General features: G+C 65.5%; 19 protein-coding genes. 5 read left to right on the top strand and 14 right to left on the bottom strand.

Annotation, left to right across the window (positions count from 1 at the left end; genetic code table 11):
• Window positions 1-9: 9 nt before the first annotated feature.
• A complete protein-coding gene (locus RJ527_18990; protein ID WND76093.1) occupies window positions 10-1,077 on the bottom strand; it encodes an LptF/LptG family permease in 1,068 nt (355 codons plus the stop codon).
• Window positions 1,078-1,224: 147 nt separating this feature from the next.
• Window positions 1,225-3,015: an acyl-CoA dehydrogenase gene (locus tag RJ527_18985; GenBank protein ID WND76092.1), complete on the bottom strand. Its 1,791-nt coding sequence runs from the start codon at window positions 3,013-3,015 to the stop codon at window positions 1,225-1,227.
• 145 nt (window positions 3,016-3,160) lie between these two features.
• Between RJ527_18985 and RJ527_18980 the strand changes: the two genes are divergently transcribed.
• Complete coding sequence (locus tag RJ527_18980) at window positions 3,161-4,630, top strand: D-aminoacylase (GenBank protein ID WND76091.1); 1,470 nt, start codon at window positions 3,161-3,163, stop codon at window positions 4,628-4,630.
• 26 nt (window positions 4,631-4,656) lie between these two features.
• On the opposite strand, the gene RJ527_18975 is transcribed toward RJ527_18980, so the two are convergent.
• The 6 genes from RJ527_18975 to yaaA all read right to left on the bottom strand — a co-directional run bounded on the left by RJ527_18975 (window position 4,657) and on the right by yaaA (window position 10,116).
• Window positions 4,657-5,085 (bottom strand): hypothetical protein, encoded by a 429-nt coding sequence (locus RJ527_18975; GenBank protein WND76090.1) that lies wholly within the window; start codon window positions 5,083-5,085, stop codon window positions 4,657-4,659.
• 126 nt (window positions 5,086-5,211) lie between these two features.
• Window positions 5,212-5,445 (bottom strand): DUF2061 domain-containing protein, encoded by a 234-nt coding sequence (locus RJ527_18970; protein ID WND76089.1) that lies wholly within the window; start codon window positions 5,443-5,445, stop codon window positions 5,212-5,214.
• Window positions 5,446-5,655: 210 nt separating this feature from the next.
• Entirely contained in the window at window positions 5,656-6,474 is an 819-nt protein-coding gene (locus tag RJ527_18965) for a hypothetical protein (GenBank protein ID WND76088.1), read from the bottom strand.
• A 137-nt stretch (window positions 6,475-6,611) separates the two neighbouring features.
• Window positions 6,612-7,736, bottom strand: a complete 1,125-nt coding sequence (locus RJ527_18960; GenBank protein ID WND76087.1) for a DSD1 family PLP-dependent enzyme — start codon at window positions 7,734-7,736, stop codon at window positions 6,612-6,614.
• Window positions 7,737-7,834: 98 nt separating this feature from the next.
• Window positions 7,835-9,166 carry a chromate efflux transporter gene (gene chrA / locus RJ527_18955; protein ID WND76086.1) on the bottom strand — a complete coding sequence of 444 codons (1,332 nt, stop codon included), beginning with the start codon at window positions 9,164-9,166 and terminating at the stop codon, window positions 7,835-7,837.
• Between the two features lie 161 nt (window positions 9,167-9,327).
• The gene (yaaA, locus tag RJ527_18950; protein WND76085.1) at window positions 9,328-10,116 is read right to left on the bottom strand and encodes a peroxide stress protein YaaA; all 789 of its coding nucleotides are present in this window, start codon (window positions 10,114-10,116) and stop codon (window positions 9,328-9,330) included.
• Between the two features lie 134 nt (window positions 10,117-10,250).
• Between yaaA and RJ527_18945 the strand changes: the two genes are divergently transcribed.
• From RJ527_18945 to RJ527_18935, 3 genes are read left to right on the top strand one after another with little or no spacing between them, the layout of a single operon-like run.
• Window positions 10,251-10,601, top strand: a complete 351-nt coding sequence (locus tag RJ527_18945; protein WND76084.1) for a Spx/MgsR family RNA polymerase-binding regulatory protein — start codon at window positions 10,251-10,253, stop codon at window positions 10,599-10,601.
• Window positions 10,602-10,612: 11 nt separating this feature from the next.
• Window positions 10,613-12,157 carry an MFS transporter gene (locus RJ527_18940; GenBank protein WND76083.1) on the top strand — a complete coding sequence of 515 codons (1,545 nt, stop codon included), beginning with the start codon at window positions 10,613-10,615 and terminating at the stop codon, window positions 12,155-12,157.
• A 1-nt stretch (window position 12,158) separates the two neighbouring features.
• Window positions 12,159-12,917: a sulfite exporter TauE/SafE family protein gene (locus RJ527_18935; GenBank protein ID WND76082.1), complete on the top strand. Its 759-nt coding sequence runs from the start codon at window positions 12,159-12,161 to the stop codon at window positions 12,915-12,917.
• On the opposite strand, the gene RJ527_18930 is transcribed toward RJ527_18935, so the two are convergent.
• Together RJ527_18930 and RJ527_18925 are read right to left on the bottom strand one after the other, a co-directional pair.
• Entirely contained in the window at window positions 12,914-13,741 is an 828-nt protein-coding gene (locus RJ527_18930) for a chromate resistance protein (GenBank protein ID WND76081.1), read from the bottom strand. The genes RJ527_18935 and RJ527_18930 overlap by 4 nt on opposite strands.
• Before the next feature lie 148 nt (window positions 13,742-13,889).
• Window positions 13,890-14,687, bottom strand: a complete 798-nt coding sequence (locus tag RJ527_18925; GenBank protein WND76080.1) for a helix-turn-helix transcriptional regulator — start codon at window positions 14,685-14,687, stop codon at window positions 13,890-13,892.
• 152 nt (window positions 14,688-14,839) lie between these two features.
• Here RJ527_18925 and RJ527_18920 point away from each other — a divergent pair, with 152 nt between their 5' ends.
• Window positions 14,840-16,159, top strand: coding sequence for an MFS transporter (locus tag RJ527_18920; protein WND76079.1), 1,320 nt, complete (start codon window positions 14,840-14,842; stop codon window positions 16,157-16,159).
• Between the two features lie 100 nt (window positions 16,160-16,259).
• On the opposite strand, the gene RJ527_18915 is transcribed toward RJ527_18920, so the two are convergent.
• The 4 genes from RJ527_18915 to amrB all read right to left on the bottom strand — a co-directional run bounded on the left by RJ527_18915 (window position 16,260) and on the right by amrB (window position 20,142).
• On the bottom strand, window positions 16,260-16,835 hold the full coding sequence (locus RJ527_18915; GenBank protein WND76078.1) for a 3'-5' exonuclease: 576 nt from the start codon (window positions 16,833-16,835) through the stop codon (window positions 16,260-16,262).
• Entirely contained in the window at window positions 16,832-17,827 is a 996-nt protein-coding gene (locus RJ527_18910) for an L-threonylcarbamoyladenylate synthase (protein WND76077.1), read from the bottom strand. Before RJ527_18910 ends, RJ527_18915 begins: the two co-directional genes overlap by 4 nt.
• Window positions 17,817-18,602: a 3'(2'),5'-bisphosphate nucleotidase CysQ gene (cysQ, locus tag RJ527_18905; GenBank protein WND76076.1), complete on the bottom strand. Its 786-nt coding sequence runs from the start codon at window positions 18,600-18,602 to the stop codon at window positions 17,817-17,819. The genes RJ527_18910 and cysQ overlap by 11 nt, the downstream gene beginning before the upstream one ends.
• Window positions 18,603-18,696: 94 nt before the next feature.
• Window positions 18,697-20,142 carry an AmmeMemoRadiSam system protein B gene (gene amrB / locus RJ527_18900; GenBank protein ID WND76075.1) on the bottom strand — a complete coding sequence of 482 codons (1,446 nt, stop codon included), beginning with the start codon at window positions 20,140-20,142 and terminating at the stop codon, window positions 18,697-18,699.
• Window positions 20,143-20,148 lie beyond the last annotated feature (6 nt).

Below are 20,148 nucleotides of genomic sequence, written 5' to 3'. Positions count from 1 at the left end.
TCCCCCTCCTCAGGCCGTCTTGGCCACGGCCGGCGCCGCCGACGGTGGGCGGACCATGACCAGCCAGGCCAATGGGATGGGAACCAGAACGACGGCATAAAGCAGCGGCATCAGTTCCAGGTTCTTGGCGACCATGTTCTCCACGCCCAGGATGACGGCCTGTAGAACGACCATGCCGCCGACGGCGGCGAGGACACGGGTGGTCTGGGTTCGGCGGCCGAAATTGCCGGTCAGGAGGCAGCTCAGGCCAATCACCGCGAAAGTCAGACAGAGCATGGGGGCAATCAGCCGCCGATGGGCCTCGACGATGAATTTTCCGACGTTCTTCTGGCCGATCAGATGGGTCTGGTTTGGGGTGTCGAAAAGTTCATCAAGCGTGCGTTCCCGGGGTTCGCGCCATCGCGCGCCCTGGGGCCCGCCAACCGCCAGATTGTAGACCCATCGATCGAAATACAGGATCGATAGCTTGTTGGTGGCCTTGTCGACTTCCTGCCGGTTGCCCTTGAACATGACAACGCGGGGACCCGTCGGGGTGTCGATCATGGCGCCGCGGTCGGCCATCAGGGTGAACGGTTTGGTCTTGTCGCGGGTGTCGTGAACCAGGATGCCGTGCAGTTGCCCATCGGGCGTGCGGGCGCGCACATAAACCGTCGTGGTCCGGCCGACGTTGTTGAATTCGCCTTCCTTCAACAGGACATGGGAGACGCTGTTGCGGATGTCCCATTGCAAATCGCGGAATGCCCGATAGGAATCCGGAACCAGCTTCAGGTGTAGGGTGTAGGACAGAACGACAATGACGGCGGCCAGGATCAGCGCCGGCTTGGCGAGGGCGAACTGGCTGAGACCTGCCGCCCGCATGACCACAAGTTCGCGGTCCGTAATCAGCTTGGCATAGATGAACACGACCACGGTGAACAGCGCGATCGGCAGGATGACAATCAGGAAGTTGGGCAGCAAGAGCCCGGAAAGATAGAAGAATGTTCCCGCACTCAACCCCCGGTTGACAATCATCTCGACAAATCGCAGGGACTGGGTGAGCCAGATGATGCAGGTCAGACCCGTCGTCACCAGGATCATGCCAACCACAAGTTGGTGCAATATGTATCGCGTCAGCGAGTTCATTCGAATCCCCAGGGAATGAGGACCTCAAACTGTAGGAAAAAGGTTAATAAATCAAGGCACAAACCCTGATTCTCCGGGCCGTTACGGGGCAGAGCGCAGGAACTAGAAAGCGTCCGGCGAAACCGCCGCGACCGTGCCGCCGCCGGCCAGGATCGTCGTGCGCAGAGCCGCCGCCTGTGGCAGGTACTGTTCGGCGAAGAAACGGGCGGACACCAGCTTGTGATCGAGAATGGGATCGGCGTCGCCGCGCGCCTTGCGTTTGGCGGCGCGCAACGCCCCCTGGGCCAGCAACCAGCCGCCCGTGGCGATGCCCATCAGGCGCAGATAATGCACGGCGCCGGCCGCCGCGGAGGCGGGGTCCTGGGGCCAGGTTTCGACGATCCAGTCCGTCGCCGTTTCCAGGGCGCGGACGGCTGTGGTCAAGGGTTCCGAAAGGTCCTCCAGGCCGCCGTCATGGGCGGCGAGATCGGCGACGGTCTCGCGCATGGCCTTGATCAGCTCGCCGACGGCAATTCCCTCGTCGCGGGCGACCTTGCGGCCGACCAGATCGTTGGCCTGGATGCCGTTGGTGCCTTCGTAGATGCGGGCCACACGGATGTCCCGCGCATGCTGCGCGGCCCCCGTCTCCTCGATATAACCCATGCCGCCGTGAACCTGGATGCCCAGGTCGGCGACCTCGGACGCGATGTCGGTGGAAAAGGCCTTGGCCACGGGCGTCATCAGGTCGATGAAGGCCTGGGCGCGGGCGCGTTCCGCCGTATTCGTGTGATGCCGGGCGATATCGATGGCGCCCGCGACCTTGTAAGCAATGGCGCGGATGGCCTCGGTCTGCGTCCGCATGGCCAGCAGCATGCGGCGTACGTCCGGATGGTGAATGATCGTCACGGGCTCGGCCCCGCCGCCCGTCAGCGCGCGGCTCTGGACCCGTTCCCGGGCGAAATCGCGGGCCTGCTGATAGGCCCGTTCGGCGATGCCCACGCCCTCCATGCCGACGGCGAGGCGGGCCGCGTTCATCATGATGAACATGTACTCGATGCCGCGGTTTTCCTCGCCGATCAGGAAGGCCTTGGCGCCGCCGTCGTCGCCGTAGGACATCACGGCGGTGGGGCTCGCGTGCATGCCCATCTTGTGTTCCAGCGACACGCAGCGCAGGTCGTTGCGCATCCCCGGATTGCCGTCCGCGTCGGGCAGGAACTTGGGCACCACGAACAGCGACAGCCCCTTGATGCCTTCGGGTCCGTCGGGGGACCGCGCCAGCACCATGTGCACGATGTTCTCGGCCATGTCGTGTTCGCCGTGGCTGATGAAGATCTTCTGGCCACGCAGAAGGTAATGGCCGTCGCCGGCGCGCTCCGCCTTGCAGCGGATGCGCGCCAGGTCCGATCCGGCCTGCGGTTCGGTCAGGTTCATGGTGCCGGCCCATTGCCCGGTGACCAGCTTTTCCAGGTAGACGGCATTGATCTCGTCGGAGCCATGGGACAGCAGCAGTTCGATGGCGCTTTGCGTCAGCATGGGGCAGAGGGCGAAGGACAGATTGGCGGCGTGCCAGATTTCCGACACCGCCGTCGCGACCAGCACGGGCAGGCCTTGCCCACCCCAATCCTCCGGCGCCCAGATGCCGTTCCAGCCGGCTTCGACGAACTGCTGGTAGGCGTCGGGAAAGCCCTTGGGTGTGCGCACCACGCCGTTTTCCAGGACGCAGCCCTCCTGGTCGCCGGAATGGTTCAGGGGGGCGAGGATATCGGTTCCGAATTTGCCGGCCTCTTCCAGGATCGCGTCGATAAGATCCGGCGTCGCGTCGGCGAATCCCGGCAGCCGGTTCACGGCGGCCAAGCCCGCGATCTCGTTCAGCGCGAAGCGCATATCGTCCAGGGGTGCCCGGTAATCCGCCATTGGATGTCTCCTCAACACCCCGGTTGTAGGCAAGGTTTGGGGCGCTGACAACGGTGCCGTTACGTCAAGGTGGGCGGGCGTATGGCGCGCCGCGCCCAGCCATGTAAAATGACCCCGACCACCACGCAGCAGGAGACCACCCGCCATGCCCGCCTACGACCTTTTGATTACCGGCGCCGACGTCATCGACGGAACCGGCGGCCCCCGGCAGCGCGCCGACGTGGCTGTCACGGGCGACCGCGTCGCGGCGGTCGGCGATTTGGCGGCGGAAGGGGCCATGGCCAAGGAAACCGTCGACGGCACGGGGCTGGCGCTGGCTCCCGGGTTCATCGACGTGCATACCCACGACGACCGCCTGGTCCTGACCCAACCCAGCGTGGCGCCCAAGACCAGCCAGGGCGTGACCACGGTGGTCACCGGCAACTGCGGCGTGTCGCTGGCGCCCTTCACGGCGGCCTGCCGGGCGGGCGAGGCCGATCCGCCGGGGCCCATGGCGCTGCTGGGGGGCTGGGCCGATTACCGCTTTCCCACCCTGGCCGACTACAACGCCGCCTTGGCCGACAGTCCCGCCGCCATCAACGTGGCGAGCTTGGTCGGCCATACGACCCTGCGCGCCGGGGTGATGCTGGATACCTTCGATCGCCCGGCGACCAAGGCCGAAATCGACGCCATGGCGCGGGTCCTGGAACAGAGCTTGCGGGACGGGGCCGTCGGCCTCTCCACCGGGCTGGCCTATCCCACGGCGATCCACGCGCCGACGGACGAAATCGTCGAACTGGCGGCCTGTCTGAAGGATTTCGGCGCCCTCTACACGACCCATATGCGCAACGAAGGCCCCGACCTGGTCGAGTCCGTGGACGAGACCATCGACATTGCCCGGCGCTCGGGCGCGGCCACGGTGATTTCTCACCACAAATGCGTGGGCCGGGAAAACTGGGGCAAAAGCCACGACAGTCTGGCCCACATCAAGGCGGCGCAGAAGGACATGGCGCTGGATTTCGACGTCTACCCCTACACGGCGACCTCGACGATCCTGCTGAAGGATTTCCTGTCGACGTCGGAAAAGACGGTGCTGACCTCGTCCGCCACCCATCCAGAGATGGTCGGCCGCGAATTCGACAGCATTGTCGACGAATGGGGATGCGGCGTGGACGAGGCGATCCGCCGCCTGTCCCCGGCGGGGGCCGTCTACTTCCGCATGGACGAGGCCGAGGTGCGCCGCATCATGGCCTTTCCGGGGGCGATGATCGCGTCGGACGGCCTGCCCATCGACGAAGGCCGCCCGCATCCCCGTCTGTGGGGGACGTTCCCCCGGGTGCTCGGCCATTACTGCCGGGACGAAGGCGTGTTCAGCCTGGAGGAAGCCGTCCACCGCATGTCGGGCAAGCCCGCCAGCGTGTTCGGGCTCAAGGACCGTGGCGTGATCCGCAAGGGGGCTTTCGCCGATTTGGTGTTGTTCAACCCCAAGACGGTGATCGACCGCGCCACCTTCGAGGCTCCGGAAACGCCTGCGGGCGGGATTGAGCGGGTCTATGTGAACGGGGCGCTCGTCTGGCATGATTTGGCCTGGACCGGTGCCCGGCCGGGCCGGCGGGTCGGTCGGGCGGTGGCCTGATCCGCAGGGCAGCGGACCGCCGTGCATCAAGGCCGCTGAAGGACGGCGTGACAGGCGTGGCAGGCCTTGGCCAGTTTTACGAATTCGAGATCAACCGCGCCCGGATCGACCTGCGTCGGGTCTTCCGCCGCTGTCTTTGCGAGTTCGGACAAGCGCGACGCCTGTTGGCGGAATCGCCAACCCAGTTCCCAGATGCCCTGGTCGGGTTCCACGAAACCTGAGGATGGGTCCCGCTTGCCCGCGCTTGACTGCAATCCCAGCTTTTTGCCGGCAAGGCTCGCCACTTCCCCGTAGTCCCGGCGGGTAAGGCTGTCCGCGATACGTAGAAGGTGCAGCAGGTGCCGGTGCATGCTGTAGTTATGGAAGGCAGGGGAGGACTCGTTGGCCGCCTGGGCGAACGCCGGGTCTTTGAGAAACGAGTGTGTCGATTGGACCAGGAACAGGCAAGCCACCATGCTGATGCATGCGGAAGCGATCTTGGTGAATCTCCTCTTACCCATCGCGTTTAAGTCTAGCGCGATATTGCGCCCGAAACACAGGATAATGGAGGGGCTGCCGTCCGCCTTAGGCTGCCGTCCGCCTTAGGCTGCCGCCGCCGTCGCGCCGCCGGGCGTGGTTCGGTCGTTCCGGGGGACGTCCTTCACCTTTCCCCACAGGGCTTCGTGGATTGTGTAGGCGGCGGTCTGCACCATCGGTTCGATGATCCCCACGCCCAAGGCGACGTGCCAGTCACGGGTCAGGACATAGGCCACCGTCACGGCGACCACCAAGTGCATGGCGGAATAGGTGCCCGTTTTGATCAGTTTGCGTGACATGGTTGGCTCCTTTCGGGTGGCGTGCCGAGCCGTAATCCGGTCGGTCTTGTTGAAAGGAATGTAGTGCAATTGCGAATTATTCGCAATAAATATAGAAATGAATTATTCCATTCCTGGTGATCGATAAAACCGTTTTCAGAGTGCTCTCGGACGCGAAAAAGGCGGGACCCCGCGGTCCCGCCTTTCGCATTGATGGCTTGGGATGAAAGCCTATTTTCCGAACAGGCCCTTGAGCTTCTCGCCCGCGCCTTCCATGGCCTTGCCGGCCCCTTCGGTGACCCCGCCTGCGCCTTCGGTCACGCCCTTGACGGCGTCGGTCGCTCCCTTGACCGCACCCTCCATCATCTTGGCGGCGTTGCCGATCAATTTTTCCGGGTTGATGGACATGATGCCGGCGGTCAGTTTGTCGATCACGGCCTTGGTCACCGCGGCGGGGCTGGAGCCGCCGGAATCCTTGCCGATGTCGGTCAGGGTGATGTCGGGCAGGGCGGCCTCAAGCGTTTTCCCGCCCAGGATGCCCGCGTTCAGGTTCACCTTGCCGCCGGTGATGGTCAGTTTCTCGATCACCAGTTTCTGTTCCTCGCCGCCGGACGCTTCCTTCTTGGCGTCGCCGCCGGCGCCCGCGAATTTCTTGGCATAGGCATCGACGTTCGCCTTGATGGCGTCGATGTTGGAAGAGCCGCCGGCTTTTTCATAGGTCACGATCGGGCCCGTGATGGCGATCGACTTGATGACGATCGGGTTCTTGCCGATGGAGTCCTTGTCGATCTGCATGGAGATCGCCCCCAACTCGAACGCGCTCGACGTCTTGAAGCCCGTGGGATTGCCGACGGTCAGCCCTTTCATCGCGCCGGTGCCCTGGAACATGTCCAGGTCCACGGAATTCAGTGTCACCTTGGCCTGGGTGGCGTCGCTGCCGATGGTTTCCACGGCGGACTTAACCAAGTCACCGGCGAACACGAACAGGTAGATGCCGGCGGCGACGATGATGGCGATGATCGCGCCCAGGATGTAGACGATTTTATTCATGACGGACTTTCCTTTGATTTAGCCGAAGTCGTGATGTCTCAACACAGCCACCTGCGGCGCCGTGTCCTCCTCCGTGTCCAGTGGATATTTTAGGCGCAAGCGAGGCGGACGGTCCAAGATTTATGCCTCCGGTCCCGTCAGGTCAGGGCCCCGCGTGCCGTGACCTGCCACAGAGCCTCGACCCGGCCGTTGCGCACGCCCACGTACCAGTCGTACAGGTTCACGGTCGGATCGCAGTGGCCGGGGATCAGGCGCACCTTGTCGCCCAGCTTGAGGGCTTGGCGGGTTTCGCTCAGATCGAGGCGGCCGTGCTCGTCCGAGGGCTTGGAGTAGGTGACTTCCTCCAGCTCGGAGACCAGGGGAAAGCCCTGGTCGTTGCCGAGCGCCTTGTGCCCGGCATCGACGACGCAGAAATCGTCGCTGGTTTTCGACATCACGGTGGCCAGCACGAACAGGGAATTCTCGAACGCCCGGAACGGCTTTCCGTCGGACATGCGGTTCTGGCCGTAATCGGCGTCCATGAATACATAGGATCCGCATTGCAGTTCGTTCCACACCTTTGACTTCGTGTGAAATTCATAGGTGCCGGTGCCGGCGCCGCCGACCGTGTCGCACTCCAGTCCCGCTTCGGCAAGCTGCTCGACCGTCTTCTTGGTCAATACCTGGGCCGCGTTGATGGCCATCTTGCGTTCGGCGAAATCACGGATGTGCTGGGCCGATCCCTGGTAGGCCTGGAGGCCTGCAAAGCGCAGGTTGCGCGAGCGGTCGATCTCCTTGGCCAGGGCCACCGCCGCTTCGCCCGGCGTCACGCCGCAGCGCCCGGCGCCGACGTCGATTTCCACCAGCACGTCCATGATCACGCCGACCTGGCCGGCGGCGGCGTTGAGGTCGGCCACGTTGTCCGCGTCGTCGGCGCAGACCGCGATCTTGGCGTGGCGGGCCAGGGCCGACAGGCGGTTCAGTTTGTGCCGCCCGACCACCTGGTTGGAAATCAGCACGTCGTTAATGCCGGACTGGACCAGGGCCTCGGCCTCCGACACCTTCTGGCAGCACACGCCGACCGCGCCCAGTTCCATTTGCAGGCGCGCGATATGGGCCGACTTGTGGGTCTTGGAATGGGGGCGCAGACGGACGCCGGATTCCTTGGCGAAGTCGGCCATTTTCCGCAGATTGCGTTCGAACGCGTCGAGCTCGATCAAGAGGGCCGGCGTGTCAATGTCCTCGGCGGCGTCACCGATACGCGCGGGTGCGGGTTGCGGCATGGGATGTCTTCTCCTGATGGTGCCCTCGATCCGGGGATGCGCATTTGATAGCGCCGGATCGCCATGCGGGCAACGGCCCTGTTGCCGCCGGTTGTCGTCTAGACGAGTCCGCTGGCGCCAAGCACGGCGCCGATCCCGACCAGGGCCGGAATCGGCACCCGGCCCGACAGCAGCAGCGCCAAGGCCCCCGTGGCCACGGCAGCGGCCGTCCAATCGACGCCGCCCGCCTTTGTGACCAGAACCGATTCTCCCAAAAAGACCGCCAGATTGAAGATCACGCCGACCACGGCGGTGGTGATTCCGGACAGGGCCCGCCGGGCGTGTTCGTTGGATTGCAGGGCATCCACGTAGGGCGCGCCCGCGATGATGAAATAGAACGACGGCAGGTAGGTGACATAGGTCGTCAGCGCCGCCGCCAGCAGCCCGGCGGCGACCTGCGACAGATGCGCCGCCCCGGCCCCGTTCCAACCGGCGAAGAAGCCGACGTAGGTATTGACCAGGACCAGCGGCCCCGGCGTGGTTTCGGCGAGCGCCAGGCCGTTCAGCATGTCGCCCGGCGCGATCCAGCCATGGGTGTTGACGGCCGCGTCGGTGATGTAGGGCAGCACCGCATAGGCGCCGCCGAAGGTGACCAGGGCCGCCGTGGTGAACAGCTTGGCCACGGCCAGGAAGGGTGCCGGACCGGCGATCATGACCAGGGCCGCCACCGGCAGAGCCAACAGCACCAGGAACAGGGCCGTGATCCCCGCCAGCCGCGTCCAGGGATTGCCTGCCGGGCGTTGCATGTGATGGCTGTCGCCATGGCCCGCGTCGCCGCCGTGGCCGTGGCCGCCGACCTTTCCTAGGGCTGGAATCATCGCGCCCAGAACACCGGCGGCCAGGATGATCAGGGGGAAGGGCACATGGCCGAAATGCAGGGCCGCGAAGGCCGCCGCCGCCAACGCCACGGCAGGCAGCGAATTACAGGTCTTTTTGCCGATGCGCCACACGGCAAACACGATGATGCCGATCACCGCGGGCTTGATTCCGTTGAAGATCTTGATGACCCAGGTGTTGTCGCCGTGGGCGGCGGCGATCCAGGCCAGCGCCATCATCAGGACCGCGCCCGGCAGGAAGAACAGGGTGCCGGCGGTGACCGCCCCCCGGATGCCGTGCAGGCGCCAGCCGATATAGGCGGCCAGTTGCTGTGCCTCGGGTCCGGGCAGCAGCATGGAATAGTTGAGGCCGCGGAGGAACGCCTGCTGGTCGATCCAGCGTTTCTTGTCGACGCAGTCGGCCTGCATGATGGCGATCTGGCCGGCCGGGCCGCCGAACGAGATGAACCCCAGGTGCAGCCAATACCACGCCGCTTCGGCAAAGCCGACGGCGGGCGGGGCGCCGGGGGTTGAGGTTTCCGGTTGCGGCGGGGTGCCGGCGGTCTCTGCATCCATGACTGTACCCTATCGTTTAGCGGCGGCCCGGAACCGATTGGCGCCGGGTCGGGCCTACGTCAGGGCAGAGCTTGGACGGGAATTCCGCCTGATGATGCCGGGCGTCTGCCGTATGCCCGGGGAAGAAAAATGGTAGCGCGCCGCCGGGGCCGACGCCACGTCTATTTCGTTACCTTGGGCGGCTGCTTGCGGGTGAACACCCAGGTCGTGTCGTCGCTCTGCGCCGCCTGAAAGCGATAGCCGCCGTCCGTGAACTTTTTAAGACCATCGGCGGTTTCGACGCGGTTGACGATCATGTAGCGGGCCATCATGCCGCGCGCCTGCTTGGCGAACAGGCCGAGCACGCGGGCCTGGCCCTGGTTCACTTCCTTGAACACGGGCGTGATCACGGGGGCCGTCAGGGCCTTGGGGTCGATGGCCTTGAAATATTCGTTGGACGCCAGGTTCACGATGGTCGGATCCTTATGCCCTTCCACGGCCTGATCGACGGCCTTGGTCAGGGCGCCGTTCCAGAACGCGTACAGATTCTCGCCCCCCGGGTTGGCGAACTTCAATCCCATTTCCAGGCGGTAGGGTTGGATCAGGTCAAGCGGCCGCAGCAGGCCGTAAAGGCCGGACAGGATGCGCAGGTGATCCTGGGCATATTCCAGATCGGCTTTCGACATCTCGCGCGCCTTCAGGCCGACATAGGTGTCGCCGTTGAACACCATGGCCGCCTGCTTGGCGTTGCTGAGGTCGAAGGGCGGCTTGAAATCCTTGAACCGCTGAAAGTTCTGGTCGGCCAGGGTTTCGCTGATGCCCATCAGGTTGCGCAGGTCCTGGCGCGACAGTTTGCGCGCGGCCTGAACCAGTTTCTTCGACTTGGCCAGAAAGTCGGGTTGAGTGTGGCTGTCCAGGGTCGGATCGGATTCGAAGTCCAGCTTCTTGGCGGGGGAAATCAGGGCCAGCATGTCGGGGTGCCTCTGCGCTGTGGGACGGGGCGGGCGGCATGCCGCCGGGCGGCGGCTTGGCAAAATTCGATGGGATGACATATAGGGGCTTGTGCCCGTATCGTAAACGGCGAACGACGAAAAGGGAGCGAGCCATGCTGACCGTCTGGGGCCTGAAGACCTGCGACACCTGCAAGAAGGCGCTCAAGTGGCTGTCCGACGAAGGCATCGGCCATGCCGTGAAGGATGTCCGCGCCGACGGCGTTCCGGCGGCTGAATTGGCGCGCTGGATCGACGCCGTGGGCTGGGAAACCCTGGTCAACAAGGCGTCGACCACCTGGCGGGGCCTTGCCGACGCCGACAAGGACGGGCTTGACGCCGCCAAGGCCAAGGCGCTGCTGGCGGCCCATCCGACCCTGATCAAGCGGCCCGTGTTCGTGTCCGGCAAGGACGTCGTGGTCGGTTTCCGCGACGCTCAGAAGGCCGCTCTCAAGGCCGGGACCTGATCGGCCTGTCCATGTCCCTTTCCGAGCGCCTGGCGCCCTCCGAAGACTTAAGCGAGGCCGAGGTCGAAACCGGCCTGAAGTGGCTGCTGCACAACGGCATCTGGGCCCAGGGCATGGAGACGCTGGCGCTGGGGCCGATCCTGGTCGCCTACGCGCTCTATTTCGACGCCTCGAACCTGGCCATCGGCTTGCTGGTCGCCCTGCCCAACCTGGGCCAATTGGCCCTGCTGCCCGCCGTTCAGGTGGTCGAAAAGGTGCGTCGGCGGCGCCTGCTCGCCGTTGTCTTCGGCGCGGCCAGCCGGCCCATGCTGCTGGTCATGGCGGCGGCGGTGCTGATCCCGTCGAAGGAGGCGGGCCTGGCCCTGCTGCTGACCGGGCTCACGCTTCGCTACAGCCTCGGCGCCTTCGTCGGCTGCTCGTTCAATTCCTGGATTCGCGATCTGGTGCCGGAAAACCGCATGGGGGCGGTGTTCGCCAACCGCCTGATGTGGATGACCGGCATCGGCATGGCGGTCAGCCTGCTGGCCGGTCTGTTCGTCGACGAATGGGGCCGCCTGGTGCCGCATCGGGAAGCCTACGGCTATGCGATCCTGCTGGTCCTCGCCTTCGTCGCCGGTTGCGCCAGCGTCTATTGCATGTGCCGCATTCCGGAACCGGCCATGCCGCCGGCGGAACGCCATCTGCCCCTGACCGAGCGTCTGGCCGAACCCTTGAAGGACGTCAATTTCCGCAACCTGGTGATCTTCCTGGGATCCTGGAACTTCGCCATCAATCTGGCGGCGCCCTTCTTCACGGTCTACCTGTACAAGCGCCTGGGGCTCAGCGTCACCATGGTCACGGCGTTGCTGATCGTCAGTCAGGCAGCCAACATCGCCGTGCTGAAGACCTGGGGGCGGATCGCCGACCGGGTGTCCAACAAGGGCGTGTTGACCGTCGCCGCGCCGCTGTTCGTGCTGTCGATTTTTCTGTGGACCTTCACCACCCTGCCGGAAAAACACGTGCTGACCGTCCCGCTGCTGGTCGTCATCCACATCCTGACCGGCGTCTCGACCGCCGGGGTGACGCTGGCCTCGGGCAACATCAGTTTGAAGCTGGCCCCCCGGGGGGCGGCGGCAAGTTATTTGTCCGTCGCGTCCCTCATCACCGCGATCTGCGCCGGCACGGCGCCGATCATCGGCGGGCTGTTCGCCGACTGGTTCACGGACCGCGAACTGACCCTGATCCTGCGCTGGACCGAACCGGAAACCCGCCACCTGTTCCAGGCCATCAACCTGCGCCATTGGGATTTCTTCTTCATTCTGGCGGCGGTTTTGGGGTTTCTCTCGCTCAACCGCCTGCGTCAGGTTAAAGAGGTTGGCGAGGTCGAGGAGGACATCGTCCTGGAAGAAATCATGGCCACCGCCCGCCAGGGCATGCGCAACCTGACCTCGGTCGCGGGCCTGCGCTCGGCGGCCACTTATCCCGTGGAACTCCTGTTCCGCAAGGTGCGCCTGCGCCGTCGCAAGGGCGGCGAGAAAACACCCACGCGTTTCACCTCTGACGGACCGATCCCCTGACATGATCCAAGATCCCCTGTTCTATCTCCTGGCCGTGCCGGCGGTCTTGATCGCGGGCATTTCCAAGGGCGGGTTCGGCTCCGGCCTGGCGCTGATCGCCGTGCCGATGATGTCGCTGATCGTGCCCGTGCCCATGGCGGCGGCGATCATGCTGCCGGTGCTGATGTCCATCGACTTCATCAACATCTGGGTCTACCGCAAGGATTTCAGCGGCCCCGACCTCAAGGTTCTGCTGCCCGGGGCCGTGCTGGGCACGGCGGCCGGATGGGCCGGGTTTCAGTTCATGACCGAGGAAGGCACGCGGCTGATGGTCGGGCTGATCGCCATTGCCTTCACCCTCGACCATTGGCTGCCGCTGCGCCCCAAGCCCGATGGTGCCCGGCCGCCCGGCTTGCGCGGCGTGTTCTGGGGCATGTGCGGCGGCTTCACCAGTTTCTTCGCCCATGCGGGCGCGCCGCCGGTGCAGGTCTACCTGCTGCCGCGCGGCCTCGCCAAAAAACCCTTCGTCGGGACCTTCGCCATCTTCTTCTGGGCCGTAAACCTGATGAAATTTCCGGCCTATTGGGAACTGGGCCAGTTCACGGCGGAAGTCCTCTGGACCGCGCTGGTCCTGGTGCCCCTGGTGCCCATCGGCATCCGCATCGGCCTGTGGGGGCAGAACCGTTTGTCGGATAAGGTGTTCTTCGGCGTGTGCTACGTGTTGCTGTTCTTCACCGGCATCAAGCTGACCTGGGACGGATTGCGGCCGCTGATCGGCTAGGCCGGTTTGGGCACCCAGTTGTGGGTTTCCGCCGCCGCGTGCCGCGCCCAGGCGAACAGCGCGTCATAGACCGCCATTCCGGCATCCAGCATCGCCAGGTCGTCGTCCTCGTACAGCGCCGACAGTCCCAGGGACATCGCCAGCAATCCCGCGCATTCCGGCGCCAGATCGAGCCGTCCCGTATCCGCGCCGCGGACGATGTCCGCCAGCCGGTCCATGGCCGGATTTTGAATGCCCGACCAGACGACGAAGGCGTCGAAGCTGCATTTCTCGCCGACATGGCTGAACGCCACGTCCGGGATGTCGTAGGGCACGCCGCCGGTCTCCGTCGCCACGTCCTTGACGAAGTCCTTGGCGACGTAGTGGAACACCGCATCCGGATCGATGAAGCGGCGGATCAGCCAGGGGCAGGCGATGCGGTCGATCTTGGGCCGCTCGCGGGTGACCCAGATGCTGGACCGGCCGTCGGGCACGAGACCGCGCTTGATGGTGATGCCGCCGGCTTCGATGAAATGATCGATGCCGCCGTCCAGGTAATAGGCATCGATGCCCAGCGCCCGCAGGGTTGCGGCGGCGCTTTGGCTGATGGCATGGCCGTGCACGCAATAGACGACGACCGCGCAGTCCTCCGGCAGGTCTTCGGCCCAGTCGGCGGCATCCGCATGGTCGCGCCAGACGGCGGTCGCGATCATGCTGTCGGCTTTGTCGAAGGCGGCGCGGCGGCGCACGTCGATGACGACCGGCGCGTCGGGCGTGGCGAGGGCGCGGTTCAGGTCGTCGGCGGAAACGGCATTGGCGGACAGGGGCAGGGCGGGGTCGGACATGGCTCAAACCTCTCTTGCATCAGAGGGCCGAGCAGTGCTTGGGCGGACCGCCGCCTTTATCGTCGCCGGGGGACTGCGATACCCCGGCTGTGGTAGCGTGTCCATACACCGGAGCACACCGTTCATGCAAGTGAACGGATACGGGATCTCAGCGAAAATATCTTCCCGGCGACACGCCCAGAGCCTTTTTGAACATGGCGATGAAGGCGGATGGGCTGTCGTAGCCGAGATCGAGGGCCGTCGCCGTCACGGACTGTCCGGCGGCCAGCAGTTCCAGCGCCTTCAAGAGCCGCGCCTGCTGCCGCCAGGCGCCGAAGGTCATGCCGGTGTTCTTGACGAAAAGCCGCGCCAGGGTGCGCGCGCTGGCGCCCGCGGATTTAGCCAGGGTGTCGAGCCCGGCGTCCAGCGCCGGGTCGTCGGTCAGCGCCTCGGCGATGCGTCTCAGGCGCGTGTCCTCGGGCCAGGGCAGGTGCAGGGGGGCCTGGTCGAGGACCTTCAACTGGTCGAGGATCACCGCCATCAGCCGCCCGGCCGGGCCGTCCGCGTCGTATTCGGCGGGCAGGTCGACGGCGGCGCGGATCAGTTCGCGCAGCAGCGGCGACACGGTGACGACGCTGCATGCCCGGGGCAGGCCCTGGGCGGCCTCGGGGCTGACCCACAGGCTGCGCATCTTGACCTCGGTCGGGAAATCGACCCGGTGCGCCATGCCGCCGGGCACCCAGACGGCGCGTTCCGGCGGCACGACCCAGACACCGGCTTCGGTGGTCACGGCCATGACGCCGGAAATGCCGTAGACCAGTTGCGCCCGCGGATGGGAATGCCAACGCGTCGCCTGACCCGCCGGATAGTCCGTGGCGGCGGCGACCACGGGGCGCGGCACGGCTTGCAGGGCATTGACCCGCGCAATGTTGTCCTGATGGGTCTGTTCGCGAAGAGGGCCGTCCATGGGATGTCTCGTTTGTCCGTTTCGCGACATAAATTGACAGAATACGGAAAGACTGTCGAGACGGGTTCGTGCATCTATCCTAAACGACGACCACGACCAGACCAAAAACCCGGATGGGCATAAAGCCTCACTGGGAAGACGAGGAAACGACCATGTCCTACACCGACCGCCACGGCGTCCAGTTTCTGTTCCTGAACATCGGCCATCTGCTGGATCATTTATTCCTTCTCATCTACGCGACGGCCGTCGTGACCATGTCCCTGGATCCGGCCTTTCAACTGACTTTCGCGCAGGCGATCAAAGAGTTGGTTGGCGCACTGCCGTTTGAGGGAGGGGCTCTGAACGCGATCGTCGAATGGGCGGACGGATTGACCGAAAAGGGGTCGTACGGGTTTCTCCTGGCGCTCTCGACGGCGAGTTTCATCGCCTTCGGGGCATTCTCTCTTCCTGCGGGATGGCTGGGTGACAAATGGTCCAAGCACGGCATGATGACCGTGTTCTTCATCGGCATCGGGACGGCATCGGTCATGACCGGGTTTGCCAACGGACCTTATCAGGTCGCGGGAGGCTTGCTTGTCATCGGCATCTTCGCCGCCATCTATCATCCGGTCGGTATCTCCATGGTAGCGGAAAACGCCAAGTCGCTTGGCCGGGAGTTGGGCATCAACGGCGTGTGGGGAAATTTCGGCGTCGCCTGTGCCGCCGTGGTTTCCGGCTTTCTGACCGATCACTACGGTTGGCGGGCGGCCTTCATCGCGCCAGGCGTGGTCTCGATCCTTGTTGGTCTGGCCTATCTGGTGTTTTCCCGGAACGCACCGGAGCCCCATCCGCTCGCCAAGAAAGACAAGTTCATCGGTGCGACGCCGGAACAGGTCAAACGCGCGATCTTCGTCGTGCTGTTGGCGTCGGCACCCGGCATGCTCATTTTCAATTCGACAACGAACTCCCTTCCGAAGCTGTTCACCGAACGGTTGGGCGACCTCGCTGCAAACGTGTCACAGGCGGGATTCTGGGGTTTTGGCGTGTTTGTCGTTGCCTCCATGGCCCAGGTCATGATGGGGCATCTGTTGGACAAATATCGTCTGAAACCGATTTACATTATCGCCGTCGCGCTGCAGGCACCGCTGATTTTCCTGGTCGCTTATGCCTATAACGAAGGTCTGCTCGGTGCTGCCACGGCGATGATGTTCATCGTCTTCTCGATCATCCCAATCCACGACACCATCATCGCGCGGTTCACGTCCAAGGAAATCCGCTCGCGTGTGTTCGCGTTGAAATACCTGGTCGGATTGCTGGTTGGGGCCGCGGCGTTGCCGCTGACCGGGTGGCTGCACTCGGTGGTCGGCGGCTTTACGGTGGTCTTTCTCGTATTGGGTGCGCTTGCTGTGTTCGAATGCTGCGTCACCTTCTTTCTGCCGGCCCGCGATCACCTGACGCAACAGGCTGAAAGTGCAGCTCAGCCCGCGGAATGACCCCACACATACCGTAGGCGCGGAGCGGCCCCATGCAGTGCGCATGGGGCCGTTTTGCATGTCGGGTTTCGCCCACCGTCGCGGTCCCGAACAAGGATGTCTAGAACCGGCCCGCCTTGCGTGCCCGGCGCAGCGCCTCGGCGACACATCGGCTGTCGGCGAGGCCCTGGTGCTTGGCGCCCGGCGGGGTGAAGTCCATGAGCCCCGGCAACTCCGAGCTGTTGGGCACCCAGTTAATACCGAGGTGGGCCATTACTGCCGGGCGTACGTCGGCACAGCGGCAATCGGCGAAGGGATTGGCCAGGCCGTACAATTGGCAGTTGGTGACGATATGGGTGAATTCGTCGCCAAATCCGAAGGCTTCCGTGGACGGGCCGATGAATTCGGCAAACTCGCCCAGGCCCGTTTTCAAATCCACGCCGTCGCGGTCCAGGCGATCCTGGGTGATGCCCGTGAGGTCCGTGAAATATCGGTCGAGGGTCGGGTTGATGCGGGGGCGGACCAGGATTTCAAAGGCGCTCAGTTCTTCCAGGGCGGGCGTGTCGGCCAGCCTGACCGCGCCGATCTGCACGATTTCCATTTCTTCGCCGGGGCCGGTCCAATGGCGTTGCGAGGACCCTTCCCAGGCGGTCCATTCCAGGTCCATGACGATCAGCGCCAGATCGTCGCCCTTCATGGTGTGTCATCCTCGGCACGCGCCGCGCGGATCAGGCGGTCGTTGATGGCGCGGCCCAGCCCCCGGTCGGGGATCGGCATGACGGCGATGGCCGGGGTGGGGCCGCCATCCAGGTCGTGCAGCATGGCGAACAGGTTGGCGGCGGCCTCGGTGGTGTCGCCTGCGGCACTCAGGTTCATCGCGCCGTCGGGCGCGTCGGGGCCGAAGCCGAGCAAGGCCTCGCCGGGTTCCGCCGACAGGGCGTTCAAGCGCAGCCGCTTCGACGGCGCGTAATGGCGGGCCAGCATGCCCGGCGAACGCGGTCCGTCCGGGCCGATCTCATGACTTTCCAAAACCGGGCCGCAGACGGCTTCGATGTCTTCCCGCGCCAAGCCGCCCGGGCGCAGGATCACCGCCTGCTCGCCGGTGGCGTCGACCACGGTGGATTCCAGGCCCACGGGGCAGGCGCCGCCGTCCAGGATGATCTCGGGCCCGCCTTGATCCGGCCCGGGCAGGGAGGCGGCGACATGCAGGGCCTGTGTCGGGCTCATGCGGCCCGACCGGTTGGCGCTGGGTGCGGCGACGGGCAGGCCGCTCGCTTTCAGAAGAGCCTGGCCGACGGCATGGTCGGGGGCGCGCATGGCGACGGTGTCGAGGCCGGCGGAGACCAGCCGTGACAGTCTGCAATCGGCCCGCCGGGGCAGGACGACGGTCAACGGTCCCGGCCAAAACGCATCCATCAACCGGCGGCCGAGGGCCGTGATCTCGGCATAGCCGGCGGCGGCGGCGGCATCGGCCACGTGCACGATCAGGGGGTTGAACTCGGGCCGGTCCTTGGCGGCGTAAATGGCGGCGCAGGCGGCGTCGTTGGTCGCGTCGGCGCCCAGGCCGTAAACCGTTTCCGTGGGAAAGGCGACCAGGCCGCCCGCCCGAAGAACATCGGCCGCGCGGGTGATGGCGGCGGGGTCCGCCGCATCGGCGATGAGGGAGCAGGGGACGGTGCTATCCGTCAAGGCCGACCCCCTTGCCGACCGCGATGAAGTGGGGGTTTTCGAGCCCCTGTTTGCCGTAGGTCAGTGGCGCGCCGTCGGTGGTCAGCACGTCGCCGCCGGCAAAACGCAGCACCGCATGTCCCGCCGCCGTGTCCCATTCCATGGTCCGCCCAAAGCGGGGATAGATGTCGGCGCTTCCTTCGGCGACGCGGCAGAATTTCAGCGAACTGCCGGCGCCGATGCGGTGCGCCACGGTGTAGCGTTCGAGGAACGCATCCGCCTCCTCGGCCCCGTGGGAGCGGCTGACCACGGCGGTCAGGCCTTCGGCCGGAGCTTTGCGGCTGACTATGGGGGTCAGGGGGCCGTCGCCGGTCTGCTTGAACGCGCCCGGCGCACCGGCCACGAAGGTCTCGTTCAGCACGGGCAGATGCACCACGCCCAGGGCTGGCCGGCCGTTCTCGATCAGGGCGATGTTGACCGTGAACTCGCCGCTGCGCTTGACGAATTCCTTGGTCCCGTCGAGCGGATCGACCAACCAGAACACGGGAACGGTCGGTTGCTTGAGACCCTCGGCCTCGACCGCTTCCTCGCCGACGATGGGATAGTCGGCGGATATTTCGGCCTGGATCGCCTGAGTGATCAGGGCCTCGGCCAGTTGGTCGGCCTGCGTGACCGGCGAGCTGTCGCCCTTGGTCTCGACATCGAAGTCGGTTTCGTAAACGGTCAGGATCTGCGCGCCCGCGCGTCTGGCGATGTCCGCCACCTGTTCAAGCAGGCTCAGGTCGATGGTCAGCATGTCCGGCGCGCCCGGTCGTGGGAAATGGAGGGGATTGGCCCCGTTCCGGTTTGTCGCCCGTGCACCGCGCGAAGTCAACCGACGGCGGCGCAGGCTATGACGGTTGGGCGCGCCACAGCGGGGGGTCGGCGGGCAGGTCTGCGGATTGGGCCTCTTCGGCGACGAATCGCCGCGCCGTGAAGGTGGATGACCAGTGATTGCCCGCCATGCCGGCCTTGCGCTTCAGATGCATCAGGAACGCCCGCTTGTCGGGCAGTTGCTCCCAGACGGATGGCAGGAACAGGGCGCGCTTGCCGCCGTCGGCGATGACCAGCCCGTCGATGCCGGGACGCAACTGGGCCAGCAGGTCCGCCTCGTCGCGGACGGTCATGGGCGCCTGGGGGCTGAGCACGGAAATGGACAGGGTGACCTGGGGCAGTTCCGCCGCCTCCAGTTTCGGAAAGCGCGGGTCGCGGAACGCGGCGGCATAGGCGTTGACGGCGACGTCGGTCAACAGCGGGCGGTGCGCCTCGGGCGAACCGATGCAGCCGCGCAGTTGCCCGTTCTTCTTCAGGGTCACGAAGCAGGCCCCGGGCGCGGCCAGGTCGGCGGCGGCGGTTGATATGTCGGGCATCAGGGGCTGGCCCGTGTTCAGGCCATGTTCGATGGAGGATGCGGCGAGGCGCACCAAGGCCGCGCCGTGGCGGGCGAGCAGCGCCTTGGTCTGGGCCGCGAAATCCGTTTCGTCTTCTTGAACGGCGGCCGCCGGATTTTCCATGAACAGCCAGGACCCGTAGCCGACGACCCGGTCGCGCGGCCCGGCCGTGTCGCCGGAATTGCGCAGGTCCACGGTTTCCACGGTCATGCCCCGGGCCTTGGCCAGTTTCAACAGCCCGCCCAGGGGAAAGCGGCCGCAGGCGCCGTGGGTGGAAATCCGGTCGGGCGCCAGGGTCTCGATGGCCTGGCAGGTGCGCCGGTCAATCTCCCTGGCGCTGTCGTAATCGAGATAATGGCTGAGGTCCGAGGACACCACGATCAGCGTCTCCGGCCCACCCCACAACCTGTCCAGAACCTCCGCGACCTGGTCCGGCGTCGCCTGGCCGACGACCAGCGGCAGGACCTTGAAATCGTCGAGCACCGCCATCAGGAACGGCAGATGCACCTCAAGTGAATGTTCCTGGGCGTGGGTGGCGTCGAACACCTGGACCTGGGGCAGGTCGGCGATCAGCGCCGCCGCTTCCTTGTCGATTTCGACAGGGCCCAGGGGCGTGGCGAAGGCGTCCGCCCCCGACAGCGCCAGGCCGTTCACCGCGACCCGGTGGCAGGGGCCCAGCAGGATGACCCGCGTGATCCGCCCGTGCGCCGGCTTGATCCGCGCATAGGCGCTGGCCGCCACGGCGCCCGAGTAGACGTAGCCCGCATGGGGGGCGACGATCGCCTTGGGTACGGGGCCGACGGTGATCTTGGCGTCGTCCCAGCAGCGGGCCAACAGAGCTTCCAGATCCTGGGGCCGGTCGGGATAGAACGCGCCGGCGACGGCGGTGGGGCGGATGATGCTCATGGTCTC

It is taken from the genome of Thalassospiraceae bacterium LMO-SO8 (assembly GCA_031655335.1).
In the GTDB taxonomy this organism is placed as follows: domain Bacteria; phylum Pseudomonadota; class Alphaproteobacteria; order Rhodospirillales; family Casp-alpha2; genus UBA1479.
The sequence above is the reverse complement of the archived record's forward strand: the minus strand, read 5'-3'. Positions and strand labels throughout refer to the sequence as shown.